The sequence below is a fragment of the Hoeflea sp. CAU 1731 genome (assembly GCF_039888615.1).
Classification (GTDB): Bacteria; Pseudomonadota; Alphaproteobacteria; order Rhizobiales; family Rhizobiaceae; genus Flavimaribacter.
Window position 1 is genome coordinate 29,533 of sequence record NZ_JBDQQS010000023.1, and the last position, 18,317, is coordinate 47,849.

Annotated in this window: 17 protein-coding genes; 10 read left to right on the forward strand and 7 right to left on the reverse strand. The window is 62.3% G+C overall.

Annotated features, from left to right (window positions below):
- Nucleotides 1-74 precede the first annotated feature (74 nt).
- The 5 genes from AAFN47_RS25180 to AAFN47_RS25200 all read left to right on the forward strand — a co-directional run bounded on the left by AAFN47_RS25180 (nt 75) and on the right by AAFN47_RS25200 (nt 8,965).
- Nucleotides 75-5,180, forward strand: a complete 5,106-nt coding sequence (locus tag AAFN47_RS25180; RefSeq protein ID WP_499812031.1) for a helicase-like domain-containing protein — start codon at nt 75-77, stop codon at nt 5,178-5,180.
- A 269-nt stretch (nt 5,181-5,449) separates the two neighbouring features.
- Entirely contained in the window at nt 5,450-7,129 is a 1,680-nt protein-coding gene (locus AAFN47_RS25185; protein WP_499812032.1) for a ParB/RepB/Spo0J family partition protein, read from the forward strand.
- A gap of 86 nt (nt 7,130-7,215) precedes the next feature.
- Nucleotides 7,216-7,677, forward strand: a complete 462-nt coding sequence (locus AAFN47_RS25190) for a UCP036055 family protein (RefSeq protein ID WP_420406552.1) — start codon at nt 7,216-7,218, stop codon at nt 7,675-7,677.
- On the forward strand, nt 7,674-8,021 hold the full coding sequence (locus AAFN47_RS25195; protein WP_499812033.1) for a hypothetical protein: 348 nt from the start codon (nt 7,674-7,676) through the stop codon (nt 8,019-8,021). The genes AAFN47_RS25190 and AAFN47_RS25195 overlap by 4 nt, the downstream gene beginning before the upstream one ends.
- A 356-nt stretch (nt 8,022-8,377) precedes the next feature.
- Entirely contained in the window at nt 8,378-8,965 is a 588-nt protein-coding gene (locus tag AAFN47_RS25200; RefSeq protein ID WP_420406554.1) for a hypothetical protein, read from the forward strand.
- A 108-nt stretch (nt 8,966-9,073) separates the two neighbouring features.
- Here AAFN47_RS25200 and AAFN47_RS25205 read toward each other — a convergent pair whose 3' ends face one another.
- Entirely contained in the window at nt 9,074-9,721 is a 648-nt protein-coding gene (locus AAFN47_RS25205; RefSeq protein WP_499812034.1) for a VOC family protein, read from the reverse strand.
- Nucleotides 9,722-10,149: 428 nt separating this feature from the next.
- Here AAFN47_RS25205 and AAFN47_RS25210 point away from each other — a divergent pair, with 428 nt between their 5' ends.
- Nucleotides 10,150-10,335, forward strand: a complete 186-nt coding sequence (locus AAFN47_RS25210; RefSeq protein WP_420406555.1) for a hypothetical protein — start codon at nt 10,150-10,152, stop codon at nt 10,333-10,335.
- A gap of 13 nt (nt 10,336-10,348) precedes the next feature.
- Here AAFN47_RS25210 and AAFN47_RS25215 read toward each other — a convergent pair whose 3' ends face one another.
- Nucleotides 10,349-10,492 (reverse strand): hypothetical protein, encoded by a 144-nt coding sequence (locus AAFN47_RS25215; RefSeq protein ID WP_499812035.1) that lies wholly within the window; start codon nt 10,490-10,492, stop codon nt 10,349-10,351.
- A 121-nt stretch (nt 10,493-10,613) separates the two neighbouring features.
- On the opposite strand from AAFN47_RS25215, the gene AAFN47_RS25220 reads away from it, so the two are divergent.
- From AAFN47_RS25220 to AAFN47_RS25235, 4 genes are all read left to right on the forward strand, one after another.
- Nucleotides 10,614-11,543 (forward strand): ArdC family protein, encoded by a 930-nt coding sequence (locus tag AAFN47_RS25220; RefSeq protein WP_420406556.1) that lies wholly within the window; start codon nt 10,614-10,616, stop codon nt 11,541-11,543.
- Nucleotides 11,543-12,409 carry a hypothetical protein gene (locus AAFN47_RS25225; protein WP_420406557.1) on the forward strand — a complete coding sequence of 289 codons (867 nt, stop codon included), beginning with the start codon at nt 11,543-11,545 and terminating at the stop codon, nt 12,407-12,409. The genes AAFN47_RS25220 and AAFN47_RS25225 overlap by 1 nt, the downstream gene beginning before the upstream one ends.
- Before the next feature lie 620 nt (nt 12,410-13,029).
- On the forward strand, nt 13,030-13,350 hold the full coding sequence (locus AAFN47_RS25230) for a DUF736 domain-containing protein (RefSeq protein WP_420406558.1): 321 nt from the start codon (nt 13,030-13,032) through the stop codon (nt 13,348-13,350).
- A gap of 75 nt (nt 13,351-13,425) precedes the next feature.
- A protein-coding gene (locus AAFN47_RS25235) for an IS3 family transposase (protein ID WP_499812036.1) occupies nt 13,426-14,810 on the forward strand; the annotation gives its coding sequence in 2 pieces (ribosomal slippage) (nt 13,426-13,903 and nt 13,903-14,810; 1,386 coding nt in all).
- Between the two features lie 53 nt (nt 14,811-14,863).
- Here the strand turns inward: AAFN47_RS25235 and AAFN47_RS25240 are convergent.
- From AAFN47_RS25240 to traC, 5 genes are all read right to left on the reverse strand, one after another.
- Complete coding sequence (locus AAFN47_RS25240; protein ID WP_499812037.1) at nt 14,864-15,130, reverse strand: WGR domain-containing protein; 267 nt, start codon at nt 15,128-15,130, stop codon at nt 14,864-14,866.
- A gap of 116 nt (nt 15,131-15,246) precedes the next feature.
- Entirely contained in the window at nt 15,247-15,684 is a 438-nt protein-coding gene (locus tag AAFN47_RS25245) for a VOC family protein (RefSeq protein ID WP_499812038.1), read from the reverse strand.
- A 133-nt stretch (nt 15,685-15,817) separates the two neighbouring features.
- Nucleotides 15,818-17,725 carry a Ti-type conjugative transfer system protein TraG gene (traG, locus tag AAFN47_RS25250; protein WP_420406561.1) on the reverse strand — a complete coding sequence of 636 codons (1,908 nt, stop codon included), beginning with the start codon at nt 17,723-17,725 and terminating at the stop codon, nt 15,818-15,820.
- Entirely contained in the window at nt 17,712-17,927 is a 216-nt protein-coding gene (gene traD / locus AAFN47_RS25255; protein ID WP_420406562.1) for a type IV conjugative transfer system coupling protein TraD, read from the reverse strand. The genes traG and traD overlap by 14 nt, the downstream gene beginning before the upstream one ends.
- A 4-nt stretch (nt 17,928-17,931) precedes the next feature.
- Nucleotides 17,932-18,195, reverse strand: coding sequence for a conjugal transfer protein TraC (gene traC, locus AAFN47_RS25260; protein WP_420406563.1), 264 nt, complete (start codon nt 18,193-18,195; stop codon nt 17,932-17,934).
- Nucleotides 18,196-18,317: the final 122 nt, after the last annotated feature.

Here is an 18,317-nt window from a genome sequence, read left to right on the forward strand (position 1 = left end):
TTCCGCACCTCCCCGACGCTACCGGCTCGCCCGGCGGCGCAGCTTCGTGCGCCCGCCTCACAGGAGACATCGCTATGTCAGACCACGATCCCTTCACCCTCGACATGTTCGGCAGTTCGCAGAACGCTTTATCGTCCGGGCTCGGCCTCGGCGTGACCGCCTTTTCCCCCGATCCGAAGACCGAAACGGCCGAACCCGATCGTCCATCCGATGACCAAACCAACAGCCGAACTCCGGCCGCTCCTTCCCACAAGCCCGCTACCGATGAGCCGGCGCGCGGCAGCAATTTCCATCTCTTCGGAAGCCGCGATCTCGCGAAGGGCTGGAAAGCCCGCGCACGTGACAATCTCGAAGCGATTGCGCTTGCCGCGACGATCGCGGCCGAGGATCGGCCCGCGACGCCAGCCGAGCAGGCGCGTCTCATCCGCTTCATCGGCTTCGGCGCCTCCGACCTGGCCAACACTGTCTTCCTTCGGCCCGGCGAGGAGGGATTCCCCAAGGGGTGGGAAGAGTTGGGTGAAGAGCTGCAGGCATCCGTGAACGAGGCCGACTACGCCTCGCTCGCCCGCTGCACGCAATATGCCCATTTCACGCCGGAGTTCATCATCCGCGCGATCTGGAAAGGCCTCCAACGGCTCGGCTGGCGCGGCGGCCGCGTCCTCGAACCGGGCATCGGGATCGGGTTGTTTCCGGCACTGATGCCGGAGGCATTCCACGATGCGTCTTTTGTAACCGGCGTCGAACTCGATCCGGTCACCGCGCGCATCGCCCGGCTCCTGCAGCCGGTCGCCCGCATCATCGAGGGCGATTTCGCGCGCACCGATCTGCCGGCGCATTTCGATCTGGCCATCGGCAATCCACCGTTTTCCGACCGGACCGTGCGGTCTGACCGCGCCTACCGGTCGATGGGTCTGCGTCTGCATGATTATTTCGTCGCGCGGTCGATCGATCTCTTGAAACCCGGCGCGCTCGCCGCCTTCGTCACCTCTTCGGGCACGATGGACAAGGTGGACGCGACGGCGCGCGAGCACATCGCCAAATCCGCCGATCTGATCGCCGCCATCCGTCTGCCCGAAGGCAGTTTTCGCGCCGATGCCGGCACCGATGTCGTCGTCGACATCCTGTTCTTCCGCAAGCGCAAGCCGGGCGAGCCGCAGGACGACGCAAGCTGGCTCGATCTTGCCGAGGTCGTTCCCGCCAGCGAGGACAGCGAAGCTATGCGCGTCAATCGCTGGTTCGCCGACCACCCCGATCATATCCTTGGCCGCCACGCGATCACATCCGGCCCCTTCGGCGAGACCTATACGTGCCTCGCCCGTGACAGCGACCTCGCGGACGATCTGGACGCGGCCATCCTCTCCCTTCCGGACGACCTATATGACGGGGAGCCTGACGCAATCGATATCGATCTCGAACTTGGGGCGAGCCTGGCGGATATCGTCAGAACCGAGGATGCGCATCTCCGCGAGGGCAGTTTTGTCTACGATGCATCGAGGGGCCTGATGCAGGTCCTCGACGGCAAACCCGCTCCGGTTCCCGTCCGCACGGGCCGGTCCGGCGAGGGGTTTTCTGAGAAGCAGATCAACATCGTCAGGAAGCTGATCCCCGTGCGGGACGCCGTGCGCGCGGTCCTCAAGGCCCAGGAGACCGATCAGCCATGGCGCGACCTGCAGGTGAAGCTGCGCATCGCCTGGTCGAGCTTCGTCCGCGAGTTCGGTCCGATCAATCACACCAGGGTGTCGATCACGGAAAACGAGGGGACGGGGGAGACGCGCGAGACGCATCGCCGACCGAACCTGCAGCCCTTCCTCGACGATCCCGACTGCTGGCTGGTCGCCTCCATCGAGAATTACGATCTCGATACGGATACCGCGAAGCCCGGCCCGATCTTTTCCGAACGGGTGATTGCGCCGCCGTCGCCGCCGGTAATTACCAGTGCCACCGATGCACTTGCCGTCGTTCTCAACGAACGCGGTCATGTCGATCCCGACCACATCGCCGAGCTTTTGCATGAAGACCGCGAGACGGTCATCGAGGAACTTGGCAGCGCCATCTACCGAGACCCAGCCGACGGTTCCTGGCAGACATCGGACGCCTACCTTTCAGGGCCGGTCCGCGACAAGCTGGCGATCGCCGAGGCGGCCGTCGAGCTCGACCCGGCCTACAGCCGCAATGTCGAGGCTCTGGAGGCGGTACAACCGGCCGACCTCAGCCCGTCCGAGATTACCGCGCGGCTCGGTGCACCCTGGATCCCCGCCTCCGATGTCGTCGACTTCGTCAAGGAGACGATGGGAACGGACATCACGATCCGGCACATGCCGGAGCTTGCCTCCTGGACGGTCGATGCGCGTATGCTGGCCTATCGCGCCGAGGGCACGTCGGAATGGGGCACCAAGCGCCGGCATGCCGGCGAGCTGCTCGCCGATGCCCTCAACAGCCGCATCCCGCAGATCTTCGATACGGTGAAGGACGGCGATAGCGAACGGCGAGTGCTCAATGTCGTCGACACCGAGGCGGCGAAGGAAAAGCTCACCAAGATCAAGACCGCCTTCCAGACATGGGTCTGGTCCGATCCGGATCGCACCGACCGTCTGGCGCGGGTCTATAATGACCGCTTCAACAATATCGCGCCCCGATCCTTCGACGGGGACCATCTGCAACTCCCGGGCGCCTCAGGCGCCTTTGTTCTTTATGGCCACCAGAAACGCGGCATCTGGCGGATCATCTCGTCGGGCGCCACCTATCTTGCCCACGCCGTCGGCGCCGGCAAGACCATGACGATGGCGGCCGCCATCATGGAGCAACGCCGGCTGGGCCTGATCTCGAAAGCCATGCTGGTTGTGCCCGGCCATTGCCTGGCGCAGGCCGCCCGCGAGTTCCTGGCGCTGTACCCGACCGCGCGCATTCTCGTCGCCGACGAGACCAATTTCACCAAGGACAAGCGCCATCGCTTCCTGTCGCGCGCCGCGACGGCCAATTGGGACGCGATCATTATCACCCATTCGGCCTTCAAGTTCATCGCCGTTCCTACCGAATTCGAAAAGCAGATGATCGAGGATGAACTCACGCTCTACGAGGAGCTGCTCTCCCGGATTGAAAGTGACGACCGGATGTCGCGCAAGCGGCTGGAGCGGCTGAAGGAGGGCATGAAGGACCGGCTGGAATCGCTGGCGACCGTCAAGGACGATCTCCTGACGATTTCCGAGATCGGCGTTGACCAGATCATCGTCGACGAGGCGCAGGAGTTCAGAAAGCTCAGCTTCGCCACCAACATGTCGACCCTGAAAGGCGTCGATCCGAACGGGTCGCAGCGGGCCTGGGACCTCTATGTCAAATCGCGGTTTATCGAGACGAAGAACCCCGGCCGGGCGCTCGTACTCGCCTCCGGCACGCCGATCACCAACACGCTCGGAGAAATGTTCTCGGTGCAGCGCTTCCTCGGCTTCGACGCGCTGAAGGAGCGCGGGTTGCACGAATTCGATGCCTGGGCCTCGACCTTCGGCGACGTGGCGACCGAGCTCGAATTGCAGCCATCCGGGAAATACAGGCCCGTCTCGCGCTTTGCGACCTTCGTCAATGTGCCGGAACTGATCGCCATGTTCCGCTCGTTCGCCGACGTCGTCTTGCCGGAGGACCTGAAGCAATATGTGAAAATCCCCGCCGTCTCGACCGGCAAGCGCCAGATCGTCACCGCCAAGCCGAAGGATGACTTCAAGCTCTACCAGCAGGTGCTCGAGGCGCGCATCAAGGCGATTGAAAAGCGTGAGAGCCCTGCCAAGCCCGGCGACGACATCCTGCTCTCGGTCATTACCGACGGCCGCCATGCCGCGATCGATCTCCGGCTGGTCGATCCCGACAATGACAATGAGCCGGACAACAAGCTCAACAAGCTGATCGCCAATGCCCATCGCATCTGGCGCGAGACCGGCTCCAACATCTATCTGACTCGCGAGGGCAAGCCGTTCGATCTGCCAGGCGCAGCCCAGATGATCTTCTCCGATCTCGGCACGATCAGCGTCGAGAAAAGCAGGGGCTTCTCCGCCTATCGCTGGATCCGCGACGAACTCGTCCGGCTCGGCGTTCCGGCCTCTGAAATCGCCTTCATGCAGGATTACAAGAAGACCGAGGCCAAGCACCGGCTCTTCGCCGACGTCAATGCCGGCAAGATCCGCTTCCTGATCGGTTCGTCGGAAACCATGGGCACCGGCGTCAACGCCCAGCTTCGCCTCAAGGCGCTCCACCACCTCGACGTGCCCTGGCTCCCCTCGCAGATTGAACAGCGGGAGGGCCGCATCGAACGGCAAGGCAATCCGCATGAGGAGATCGATATCTTCGCTTACGCCACCGAAGGCTCGATGGATGCGCAGATGTGGCAGAACAACGAGCGCAAGGCCCGGTTCATTGCCGCGGCGCTCTCCGGCGACACCTCCGTGCGCCGGCTGGAGGATCTCGGCGAGGGCCAGGCCAACCAGTTCGCCATGGCCAAAGCGATCGCGTCCGGCGATCAGCGGCTGATGCAAAAGGCTGGCCTCGAAGCCGATATCGCGCGGCTCGAACGCTTGCGCGCGGCGCATCGCGACGATCTCTTCGCCGTCCGCCGCCAGATCCGCAACGCCGAACGCGACATCGAACACGACACACGGCGGATCGCCGAGATCGGCAAGGACATCGAGCGCAGGATTCCGACAGCGGGCGACGCCTTCGCCATGACAATTGCCGGGCAATCCTTCACCGAGCGCAAGCCCGCCGGCCGCGCGCTGATGAAGGAAATCATGACCCTCGTGCATCTGCGGGAGGAGGATGAAAAGACCCTAGCCGCGATCGGCGGCTTCGATCTGGTCTTCTCCGGCCAGCGCTTCGGAAACGACGAATTCCAATACGATGTCGCGCTCGCCCGAACCGGCGCGGAGACCGACATCGATCTCGCCCTGACCGTCACGCCGCTCGGCGCCGTCTCGCGCATCGAACATGTCCTGGCCAGTTTCGAGGACGAGCGGTCGCAGTATCGGTTCCGGCTCGATGACGCCAAGCGCCGGCTCGCCTCCTACCAGTCCCGCCAGGGCGGCGAATTCGGCTTCGAGGAGGAGCTTGCCGACAAACTCCGGCAGCTCGACGCCATCGAGGCCGATCTGGCGGACGAGGTCCTGAAGGAGGGAAAGAAGGCCATGGAGGCGGCCTGAGAAAGGAAAAGAGCGGGAGGGGGACCGGTCGCGGAGCGGGCGGGCCGGAGACGCTGACGCTCAACCGCCGCCTGCGCCATCCCGGCCCGTCGTCCTTCGCAGGGCTTGTGAGCCCCGCTTGCCATCCCTGCTCGTTTGGCCGGGCAGGGATGCTCGGCCGAAGTTGCACCGGCCCGCCCGCTCTGCGGTCCCGGGGATGTCTTCGAGAAGAAGACGAGAAAGGGAACCGGCGGCATGCCGGGCCCACAATCCTCGAACAGGAGCTTCCCATGCATATCATCAAGATCGACCCGCGCGCGCTCAAGGACAATCCCGACGACGCCCGCAAATCTAAATCCACGCCGCAGGGCGATGCGCTGCTGGCCGCGACCATCAAGGCCGTCGGTATCATCCAGCCGCCCGTCGTGTCTCCCGAGGCCGATGGCGGCAACGGCTTCATCATCCAGGCCGGTCATCGCCGCACCAGGGGCGCGATCGCGGTCGAGCTCGAGGAGATCGAGGTCATTGTGACCGATGCGGCCGAGGATGGCGGCGCCATGCGCTCCATGGTCGAGAACATCGCCCGCGAACCGCTCAACCCGGTCGATCAGTGGCGCGCGATCGAGCGGCTTGTCGCGCTCGGCTGGACCGAGGAAGGCATCGCCGCGGCGCTGTCGCTTTCGGTGCGCCAGATCAAGAAGCTCCGGCTTCTCGCCAATGTGCTTCCGGCCATGCTGGACCAGATGGCGAAGGGCGACATGCCGGACGAGCGGCAGCTCAGGACCATCGCCGCCGCCTCGATCGCCGACCAGAAAGAAGTCTGGAAGGCCCACAAGCCAAAGAAGAACGAGACCACGACCTGGTGGTCGGTCGCCAACGGCCTCTCGAAGACCCGCATGTATGCGCGCGACGCCAGTTTCGACGACGAGCTGGCACAAGCCTACGGCATCGCCTGGGTCGAGGACCTCTTCGCACCGGCCGACGAGGACAGCCGTTACACCACCGATGTCGAGGCCTTCCTCGGTGCCCAGCAGGAGTGGATGAGCAACAACCTGCCCAAGAACGGCCTGATCACCGAGTCCAACAATTGGGGCCAGCCGGAATTGCCCAAGAAGGCCGAGCGCGTCTACGGCAAGCCGAAGAAGTCCGACCATACGGCGATGTATCTCGACCGTGAGGGCAAGGTGCAATCGGTCGTCTACCGGATGCCCGAGCCCCAAACAGCGAACGGAATATCGGTGAAAGGCAAGGGTGGCGAGGGCGGCGCCGTCGCGCCGGCGCAGCGCCCGGACGTCACCCAGAAGGGCCAGGACATGATCGGCGACTTCCGCACCGATGCGCTGCACGAAGCGCTTCAACGCGCACCGATCGAGGATGACACCCTGATGGCGCTGCTCGTCATCGCCTTTGCCGGTCAAAACGTTCGCGTCGATTCCGGTTCGGGCAATACCGGTTCGTTCCGCAGCCAGATCGCACCCCATGCCGCGGCCCTTGTCGATGAGACCGGTAATCTCCCGTTCGACAAGGACACGCTCCGCGTCGCGGTCCGCTCGGTGCTGATCGAGGTGCTGTCGTGCCGCCGCAACATGTCGAACAGCGGCATCGTCTCGCGGATTGCCGGCGCGGTCGTCGGAGCCGACAGCTTCCTGCCCAACATGGGGAGGGAGGATTTCCTCCTTTGCCTCTCCCGGCAGGCCCTCGAAGGCGCGTGCGCGGACACTTCGGTTCTGCCCCGCAACAAGGTTCGCGACACCCGCGCCGCGCTCGTCGAGCATTTCCAGGAGGAGCGCTTCGTCCACGGGGCGGCGCTGTTCGCGCCGGACGCGAACGAACTCGCCGACTGGAAGGCCAGTAACGAAATCGTCGATGACGAGGAGGCCGGGGATGCCGACGGCTCCGTCGAGGACCCGGAGGAGGGCGACATCGACCCGGATGCCGTCTCCGAGGGTTTCCGCGAAGCCGCCGAATAGCGACCTCTTCCCTTCCGAATGCACATCACGCCGCCGGCATCGTCCGGCGGCGTTTTCGTTCCCACTCTCCAAACAAGGACGACACCATGTCCGCCAAACTCATTTTCGACCATGCGCCGATAGGCGCGATCATCGCCTATTCGGACGGCACGCCGCGGCCGCCGGAGCGTCACCGCAGGAAACTTGCCGACTGGCAAAACCGCAACGGGGTCGGGCGGCTGATTTGCAAGCGTGCGGCTGTCGAGCGGGGCGCCCACACGATCCCCGCTTCCTTCACCCTGCATGAGAGCGATTTCGGGTCCAACGGCACGGTCGTCATGCGGGTCTACAAGACATTCGTTGTGAACTCACCACGTGACTTCACGGTGCGCGAGTTGCCTGAACCCGGCTCGGTCCTCGTCATGAGCCGGCCGGGCGACCTCGGGGAGCTCGTCCATCTCGCCGCAAACCGCATCGCCGCCGAAGACTGGCTCACCAGGCACGGCTATCCCGAAGCCGAACTGCAGGATGTCACTTCGCCGGCACCCGATGCAGGGAGGGCGGCGTGACTGTCCCCGGGGGAACAAACCAGCTCTCTCGGATGGAAGCAGCGCACCGCCAGACGAAGGCGCATCTCGAACTGATCGAACGCCAGATATCGGCCAGGGCGGAACGCATGACCACGACAGCCAAGGCGAAGGCCCGAAGACATCCCTGCGGGCGATCGCGCTGGACGCGGTCGGATGAGGCCACATTTCGGGCCTATGTCGAGCAGCTCAGCTTCGAGCGGCGCGGCGAAATCGATGCCCTCAGTCGTAAGCTCACCCGGCAGGAGCATGCGATCACAGCCGTCAGGGCAAAGACCATCAGCAACGGGCCGACCAGCAAAGCGGGTGCGCAAGCCGTATTGTGAGAGCGGGAGCATGTGCGGCAGGCCACGGTCATTTCCTTCAAGTTCGGCGCCGGTGGAATGCCACCCCTGATGGCCCCCCTTCGGTTCTGGTCGCGGTCGTAAACCGGCGGCCGGAGCCTTCAAGGCCGCTGACGCGCCGCGCTGCGGCCGCCCGGACCATCCTCGCCAAACCGGCCCGCGGGACTGCGCGAGGGCTTGGTAAGCCCTGCTGGCCCGCAGGACAGGTTCGCTCGTCTTGGTCCGCGCGGACCCTGAAGCCCCCGTCTTTCCGCCGGTTTCTTTTGCCCGCGCCCGAAGGGAGGGCCGGCAGGAGCCGGCTCGAGCCTTCGGTCAAACCGTGAAGGAAAGGACCTCACATGACCAGCAACGCTCGTTCCTCCCGTCAATCCGGCAAGATCGTCCAGCTCCGCAAGGGCGCTTCCCTCGAAATGGTCCGGCTCGCCTGCCCCGACAGCGCCCAGGCCTCCCTCATCTCCGAAAGTTTCGGCCTTCCCGTCATCGACACCGACGGCATCCGCGATCTCCACCACAAGATCATCGTCGACACGGCCGAATCCCTGAACGAAGGCCTCGGTGACCGGGCCATGCAGATCCACCTACAGCGCATCGTGGGCTCCTATGTCGGCTCCGCCCATGGTGCCGGTCAGTTCTACTCCCGCGCGGTCTCAGAAGCTCGGGACGCGACTGCGAAGTCCGCCAACGACACCCGCGACGAGGATCTCGACGGTCCGGTCGGGTTCGACAGCAATGCCCAACGCAAGCGCGAGTTCGCGGCCGATATGGGCATTCAGGCCCATGCGCTCCGCTGCGCGGCCGAGGGCGTCGTGACCGCATACGAAGAGGTCGTCGGTGAGGCCTGGAAGCCATTCCAAAGGCAAGTCGAAAATCCTGGCCAGACCGTCGACCGCAAGGCGGCCGAACTCCAGATGGCAGCTCTCGGCTGAGCCGCTCGGGCGGAGCTTCGGCTCCGCCCGTTGTTCGACATTTGCCTAACGACTTTGAGCCCCAACCGAACAAAGATGCGTTGCTCGACGGCAGAGATTCGAGGATATTCAGTCGGCCGGACCAGCAAACAGTATGAGATTTCCGTCTGGGTCCAGAACAATGAAATTTCGAGCACCCCAAGGTTCTTTCTTAAGCTTCTGGTGAAAACCCACACCGGAGGCTTGGAAATCCAGAAAGAGTTGCTTGATCTCGCTTGCGGTATCGACCGTAATTGAGGCGGAGAGCAAATGTTCGCGTTCTCGTATATCATCAACAAACACAGGTTCGCAGACTAGCCGAAGCGCGAGCTGCGCTTTGTCACGTCTAACCTGTCCGTAGAACGGTGGATCCCCATAAACGAAGTCGATTGCAAAGCCGAGGTTGTCCGCAAAAAAGTCACACGACGCATTGATGTCGGAGACGAACAGTTGCGCGGAGGTGGAACTCAGAATGGGGCGAGGTGCGGTCTGATTACTTTGAGTGGTCATGGCATGGACTCCGGACTTGAGCGCCTGCCATCCCTCGAATCCCAATTGACGTGCGATAAGTTCTTGCGCGTCCATTAGCTTGAAGCTGGATTCAAGTATCTGAGTATCGCTGAGGTGATGAAATCGTGGCAAAGCAGCCCGGATATGGGCCGCCACCGGATAGTATCGCTCGCGATGCCAGCGCAAATACTGCTTGGCTTGTTTCTTAAGGTTTTCGAGGTTTGGCATAGGCGCTACCTTTGAAGTTCGCAGGCGGGCATTGCCTAGTCGGCCGGGAGCCGGTGCACCCTACGTAGCGCGCAATATCAGTATCGCAAAATACAAGTGAGATCGTCAAGAACCACACTTTAGTAGCTCTCCGCGATCTTCTGTCGCGACAGTCCCGATTATAGCTTGATTTTCGCGCCTGAGCGTACCGCGCACCTAGGCGACCAAATCGTCCATAGACGGTCCTCTATCTCGGACGCAGCCCAACCCCGCTCTTTCAGAGATGGCATTCCTAGTGCGGCGCGGACTTCCACGATCAACCCATGAAGGGTCCGCTCGCAAGCGGCGGCCGCTTGGCTTTGGCCTGCGCGGTGATCGCGTCCGCTATGCCGCACACTGACGGAGCCATCAAGAGCGGGATTGGCCCGCTCCAACGATGGAGCCCTCAGATGCAGCACGATCTTTCCCTCGCCCAGAAACACGCCTGGAACCTCGCCCGCACACTCATGACCCCGATCGTCCTCTTCAAGTCCGACGATGAATACGGCGTCCTTCCCGCCGACGAAGTCGAAGACGCCGAAATCGTCATCCTCTTCGAATACGACCCATACTCAGGTGGACAGTCGGTCCACTGACCGATCAATCCTCTCACTCCTCGAAGGCGGCGCAATGCGCCGCCTTTTCCGCTGCGCGGATGCCCCGACCGTGGTCCGTCCCGGACAAGGTCCGGGCGGAGCCGGCAGCAGCGGCAACGGCTTCGCCGTCCTCCTCTTCGTTCCGGCCCTTCGCCACCCCGCCGCGCTGCGCGCGCCAGGGTCCCGTCTCGGGTGCCGCTCCTGCCTGAAGCCCCGCCGTTTTCGGACCCCGTGACGGACCGCGATCGGCGCGGTCCTGAAAATCAGGAGGTCTGAAAATGAAAAGGAAAGAGAAAAGCCCGCGCATCGATATCTATGCGCGGATCACCGAGACGATCGTCGCCGATCTGGAACAAGGCGTCCGGCCCTGGATGAAACCCTGGAGCGCGGGCGGCCTCGAAGGCCGGATCACGCGGCCCCTCCGGCACACCGGCGAGCCCTATACGGGCATCAATGTGCTCCTCCTCTGGTCGGAGAGCATCGCCCGAGGTTTCGAAGCGCCGCTCTGGATGACCTATCGGCAGGCCAGTCAGATCGGAGCCCAGGTGCGCAAAGGCGAAACCGGCGCGACCGTCGTCTATGCCAGCCGCTTCACCAAGACCGAAACGGATTCCCGTGGCGACGAGGTCGAGCGGGATATCCCGTTTCTCAAGACCTACACCGTCTTCAATTGCGATCAGATCGACGGCCTTCCCGAACACTATTACCATCGTCCGGACAGGATCATCGATCCGGTGTTGCGGATCGAGCACGCCGACCGCTTCTTCGAGAACACCGGCGCGGTGATCCGCCATGGCGGCACGAAGGCTTTCTTCGCCTCCGCCAGCGACCACATCCAGATGCCACCCTTCGAGAGCTTCCGGGATGCGGAATCGTACGTCGCCGTTCTCAGCCATGAGGCCACCCACTGGACAGCGCCGGCACACCGCGTCGGACGCGATCTTTCCCGCTATCACAAGGATCGCTCCGAACGTGCCCGCGAAGAACTCATTGCCGAGCTCGGGAGCTGCTTCCTGTGCGCCGATCTCGGCATCGTGCCAGAGCTCGAGCCGCGGCCCGATCACGCAAGCTACCTTCACTCGTGGTTGCGTGTCCTCAAAGACGACAAGCGGGCAATCTTCCAAGCGGCGGCGCACGCGCAACGCGCGGTGACTTACCTTCACGGCCTTCAACCCGCCGAGGTGGTTGAAGAGCGGGAGGCGGCCTGATGCTCTCCCTTTCGAATGCAGGTGCGGTGGGCGACCCGCCCTCCGCAATTCGGCTGCGCGCGCTGTCGCTCGGCGCCGGCGTGCAGTCGACGACGCTCGCCCTGATGGCAGCGCGCGGCGCGGTCGGGCCCATGCCGGACTGTGCGATTTTTGCCGATACCGGCTGGGAACCGAGAGCCGTATACGAGCATCTCGATTGGCTCATGTCGCCGAACGTGCTGCCGTTCCCGGTCTTCGTCGTCGGGCCGGGCAACATGCGGGACAATCTACTTGCCGCCGGGCGCGGCGAGCGGTGGGCGTCGATCCCAGCATTCGCCCGGTCGGTCGACCGGCGCGGCAATGTCTCCATCGGCATGATCCGTCGCCAATGCACGGGCGACTACAAGATCGAGCCGATCCGCCGCAAGGTCCGTGAACTCGTCCACCTCACGCGCAAACGCTCGCCAACCTTCGCGGTCGTCGAGCAATGGATCGGGATTTCCTTTGACGAGGTAATCCGCATGAAGCCGAGCCGCGAGGCCTGGCAGCGCAACCGCTGGCCGCTGATCGAGGAGCGCATGACCCGCCGCGATTGCCTCGCCTGGCTGCGCGAGCGCGGCTATCCCGATCCACCAAAATCCGCCTGCATCGGATGTCCTTTCCACGACAATTCCCGATGGCGCGCCATGCGCGATCATGATCAAGAGGCCTGGCGCGATGCGATTGATGTCGACCGTGCGATCCGGACGGGGATCCGGGGTATTCGTGGCGAGGTCTATCTGCACCGGTCCGGTGTTCCCCTCGAGGAGGCCGATCTCTCGACGCTGGCCGATCACGGCCAGCTCGATCTCTGGCCCAATGAATGTGAAGGGATGTGCGGCGTTTGATGCCAGGCCGCTTTGGCAGCACGTTCTCGTCATCAGAGTTCGGTGCGATGGCCCGGGACGACGGAGCACCTGCGAAACCTGCCTGCCCACAACACGCGGCGCCAAAGCAGAACCGCGGCGACAGGCGCACAGCTTATCAGCCGAAGGCCACATTCGGACGGATGCCTGTTCTCTCTTTTCCGGTCGCGCGTTCGGTCACCGAAGATTGGCAGATGGCTGGCCAAGAATGCCTGGATTCCCGATCCGGCAATTGGGCTGCCTTCGACTGTGTCGAGATCGATCTGCCGATTGTGCGTCCGTGACGGGTGGCGGTGAGCATGTTCGCCACGTCATGGCCTATCCCTTTTTCCGTCGTCTCGAACGGAGCTCGCCCAACGCGGTCTCGATTTGGCATGTCTGACCGGCAACCGGCTTCGCCTCGCCCGGCTTGTCGCAACGGCGGGCCGGAACTTTCTTCCCCTGGCGGCTGCGCCGCCATTCCTCGCGATGCAAAAAAGCCCCGGACCGCCGTCCTCCATTTCATTCCGGCCTTTCAGGTGCGCGCCGATCGTTACCGGTCTCTTCGACAGCCATCGAGGCCGCGATGGGCGCGGCCCGAAACATCGAAAAGGAATAGGACAATGGCAAACATCGGCACTTTCACCACCACCACCAAGAACGGCTTCACCGGTCAGATCAAGACCCTCGCACTCAACGTCAAGGCCCGCTTCGAGCGCGTCGAGAACCCCTCCGACAATGGTCCGCAGTTTCGCATCTTCTCCGGCGCCGTCGAACTGGGCGCCGCCTGGCAGAAGCAGGTCAAGGGAACCGAACGCGACTATCTCTCGGTCAAGCTGGACGACCCGAGCTTCCCGGCTCCGATCTACGCCACCCTGGTCGAGGTGGAAGGTGAAGAGGGCATGCAACTGATCTGGTCGCGCCCGAACACCAACCGCGACTGATCTTCCCGAACGACAAGGGCCTCGCCGCAAGTGAACTGACCCCCGAAAGTTGGACACCAACTTCGGGGGTTTTGCATGACCAGGCACAGCACGTCATTTAAGCATTCTGTTGTTTCCTGTTATTTGAATGGGGATCTGAGTTTTCGTGATGTCGGTTCGCGGTTCGGGATTGACCATGGGACGGTTCGCAAATGGGTTTCCGTTCATGCCGAGCATGGCTTGGCGGGTCTGACGAAAAAGTTCAGCCACTACGATGCAGCATTCAAGCTATCGGTGTTGCAGCGAATGTGGAATGATGGTTTGTCCTTTCGGCAGACGGCCGCGCTTTTCAACATACGCAACGCCAGTAGCGTTTCGGAATGGCAGAGATGTTATGAACGCGGCGGAATCGATGCGCTTGCAGCACGTCGCAAAGGAAGACGGCGATCGATGCCAGAGCCACCTCTGATACCCGCAAAGACGGATGTGCCTCATGACGATGAGAGCAAAAGCCGTGAAGAGCTGCTGGCGGAGTTGAGCGAACTGCGCATGGAGAACGCCTACCTAAAAAAATTGGAGGCCTTAACGCAGGCGCGTCAATTGCCGACAGGACGCAAACCGTCCAGGCGTTAAGGCCGTTCTATCCGTTTGAAGGGCTGTTGAGACTTTCGGGTCTTCCCCGCAGCACGTTCTATTACAGACATAGAGCTTTGTCCCGGCCCGACAGGCATTGCGTGCTGAAAGAGACCATCAAGTCGGTCTTTGACCAACACAAGGGACGGTACGGTTATCGCCGGGTCACGGCGGCGCTGCGAGGACTTGGAAAGAAGGTCAATCACAAGACCGTCCAGCGGCTGATGGGTGAGATGGGACTGAAATCCCTGGTCCGTCCGAAGAAATACCGCTCCTACAAGGGCTTGGTCGGGCGCGTCGCCCCGGACCTTATAAAGCGGCAGTTCAGCGCCGATCAGATGAACCAGAAATGGACCACGGACGTCACGGAGTTCTCCGTATCCGGCGAGAAGCTTTATCTGTCGCCAGTTATGGACCTTTATAACGGCGAAATCATCGCCTTTGAGACAGCAAGGCGGCCCGTCTTCAAGCTGGTTCGCAACATGTTGGCCAAGGCGCTCGACCGGATCGGCGAAGATGACAAGCCAATCCTGCATTCCGATCAGGGGTGGCAGTATCAGATGCCGAAATGGAGCCGCATGCTTGAAAGCCGCAACATCGCCCAATCCATGTCGCGAAAGGGAAACTGTCTGGATAATGCCGCCATGGAAAGCTTCTTTGCCATCCTCAAATCAGAGTTCTTCCATCCCGACCGCTTTGACGACATCGACACTCTGGAGGCAGGCATCGGCGAATACATCCGGTATTACAACAATGACCGCATAAAACTGAAACTCAAAGGGCTGAGCCCTGTACAATACAGGACCCAGCCCCTAAATCAGACCTTGCTTCAAACTGTCCAACTTTAAGGGGTCAGTTCACAAGGCGGGGCCTTTTTCATGTTCACGCCCATCGATCGCGGCTACCGGCGCCGCTCGACCAGAAAGGCATCGCGGTATCCCCGGCGACGCTTGCTTCTCTCGATGCGATTGAAGGCCAGGTCGGCATCATCGGCGGTGTCGAAGGTCTCCATCATTGTCTGGCCGCGCGTGCCGATCCTTCCCCAATCGCGGATAAGAGATGCACCGCCGAACAGCGTCGGCTGAACACTCAGGCTATAAAAGCGCCGCATGTTCTGTGCGGGGTCGATGCGGCGAAGATGGACCGGCTCGGGTTCGCGTGAAGGCATGGGAGGAGTCTCGCTTCCTGCGGAAGCGGCGTCCAACGAATTCCGTGAATCGTTAGTCACGGATCGATTCATAAAATTGATGGCGGAACAAAGCCCGGGATGGGCGTCTATGGGGCTCAGCCGAGTTCCTGAGCCAGCCCGATTAGCAGCCTTTCAGGCCCTCGGACGTAGCAGAGCCTATACACGTCCTGATAATCAACGATGTCGCCGACAAGTACGGCACCGTGCTTGCCGAGTTTTTCAAGTGTTTCGCGAAGGTCGTCCACTGTGAACATCGCGCGGAGGTAGCCCAGGGCATTGACTGGCGCGTTGCGGTGATCCGCGACAACGGTCGGCCTAAGGAAGCGCGAAAGTTCGAGGCGGTTATGGCCGTCGGGCGTCCGTATCATGGCGATCTCGACATGTTGGTCGCCGAGCCCGGTGACTTGTCCGGCCCACTCCCCCTCAATCATGGCTCGTCCTTCGAGTTCGAGACCGAGCTCGACAAAGAAAGCGATCGACCTGTCGAGGTCCTCGACGACGATGCCGACATTGTCCATCCGTTTGAGTGCCATTTCGTCAGACTACAAGGAGTGGTTCCGCTCAACAAGCGAGCAGCTTCCTTCCGCAAGCCGCAATGGCATCATCTGCACAGCATGGCCCCGCGCAGATGGTGGTAGCCGGCATCACGAACATGATTTCGAGCTCTCATGAAACCTTGTTGCTAGCCACGACGCTCTTCATGTCATCGCGCCGGAACCAGATCGCACGCCCGCACCGAAGCGGCGCATTGCCCGAAGTGAACACGATCTGTTCGTCACCGCGCATGCGCAGCACTTCTTCGGACAAAATCAGGGGTCGGGCCGCAAGCTGCTTGGAGCGTGTTCGCGACGATCCTGACATCTGCGATGTCCGGCTGAGTTGATCCACTTCAACCGTGGTATTGCCGCATCGCCGCGAGATGTATTCGGCGGTTTCCGGATCGTTGATCGCGGCGAAGGAGACCCAGGACGCGCTCTCGAACCATTTCGATGTGGCGTCGCGGCCGCCATAGGTCTCGCGCATCTGTCCGATCGACTGAAAGAGAAGAAGCAGGCTGATCCCGTATTTGCGGCCGGCGTCCCGCGCGGTTTCCAGAATGCGCAGATACCCAAGCCGCGCCACCTCATCGAGCAGGAACAACGTCCGGCCCTTCGTCTCTCCATTCCGATTGTAGATCGCGTTGAGCAGTGCGCCGATGATCGTGCGGGCAAGGCCCGGGTGGGCCTCAAGTGTTTTGAGGTCCAGATTGACGAAGATATCGGTTTTTCCATTCGCCAGATCGTCGGTCGACAAGCTCGAACCGGATACGAGCGCCGCATAATTAGGATAGCTCAGCCAGTGGGTTTCCTTGATCGCGTTTGCATAAACGCCGGAAAAGGTTTCCGGCGTCATGTTGACGAAGGCGGCGACGTTCTCCCGCACGAACTCGGATTCCGAATTGTCATGGATCGTCTGCAGGCGCTCGCGCAGTTTCGGTTCCGGCTCCGATAGGTTCATGCGCACTTGGCGCAGCGTCTGCTTTTCCTTTGCTGTATGCCCCGAGAGGCAGACATCGGCGATCAGCGCGGTGATCAACTGCAGGGCGGAGGCGCGGAAGAAGTCGTCGCGCATGGACGTCTGCCTGCCGACATCGGTGACGACCCAGCTCGCCACCGCGACGACATCCTCTTCCTTCGTGCCGCCATAGCGGCCGATCCAGTCGAGCACATTGAAGCCGACCGAGCCATCCTTCGGGCTGAGCACGAAGACCTCACGCCCGGCCTTGCGCCGATGATCGATGACCATGGGCGCGACCTCGTTGGATGGATCGAGCGCCACAAGTCCGCCGCCCCATTTGAGCGCTGTGGGGATCGTGACGGACGTCGTCTTGAAACCGCCCGACCCGGCGAACACCAGGCCGTGGGTCGATCCGAAAGAGGCGTCGAAACACAGGAGCGGCGACTTCCCGCCAGCCCCCCAGGACTGTTTGCCATCAGCCCGAAACGTGTGGCTCGCAACGCTGTCCTTGTCGACGCGATAGGCCTCGCCGACGACAATCCCGCCATCTTCTCCGAACATCCGTTTCGCCTCGCCGAGTGACATCCAGTCCGCCGATCCGTGAATGGCGCGCTTGCCCGTCAGACGGCGTGGCTTCATGCTCGCGAAGGCGGCATCGCCGCGCAGCGCAACCCGAAGCGCGAACATGCCGGCAACAAAGCAGACCATCGCACCGATACCGGTCGAAGGATCGGCATATTCGATCAGCCGGTGCCCATCGGGGACCGCGTCCGCGAAGCCGCTGAGACGCGAAAACTCGCGCAATCCCGCAACGGCAATCACGCCGGCCGCGCCCGCCAGGACACCAAGGCCGGCCGATTTGATCGCCATGGCGCCGCGCGCTGCAAAGAGGAAGACGATCCCGATAGCCGCGGCAGACACATAGGGCAAGGCAATGCCGATCCGCCCCAGCGTTTGCTGCGTCTCGGCCGAATTGCCGAACCGTGCCAGCCAGGTTTCCGAGCCAGTAAGCCCAAGACACACAGCGATCATCAAACCGACCGGAGCGATCACGAGGAGGAGCTTATTCAGGGTCATTGGAAAACGCCTCCACTCCGATCGCCGTCAGCCGCTCCCGCTCCGCTTCGTCCGCTGTTATCCGGCTGACGCCGTCGATCAGCAGTCCGAGCAGCAGCGCCCGCTTCTCGTAGCGAAGACCAGCTTTGACGATCAGGCCGCCAAGCTGGATTTTCTCGCGCGTGTCCTTCTTGCGCGCGTCGGACCGGCTTGCCTGTCGCATGCGCTCAAGCCTCGCTATTCGCGCCCGAAGACGCGCCAGCCGGGTTTTGCGTGAGGGGAGATTTCCGGGTCTCGCTACCGCCGCCACGAAACCGTTTCGCCAAATCCTCAAAGGCTTGGACGAGCTGGGCGTCGTCGATCTCGATTTCTCCGAGACCGGCCTTGAGCGCGAGCCGTCCGATCCGTTCGGCCTCGCGCGTTTCGGCGACTTTGAGCTGCTCCTGCAGTTTGGCGATGTCTTCCTTGATCTTAGATGAGGGTTTTCTCATTCCGTGTGCTCCCTGTTCTGGCGAATGGCTGAAAGCCATGAGCAGAATCGCCCGGGTGCGCGTTCAGCGCATCCCGGCAGAAATGCCGGGTCGAGAGACCCGTCTCTTTGGGAGATCATCCC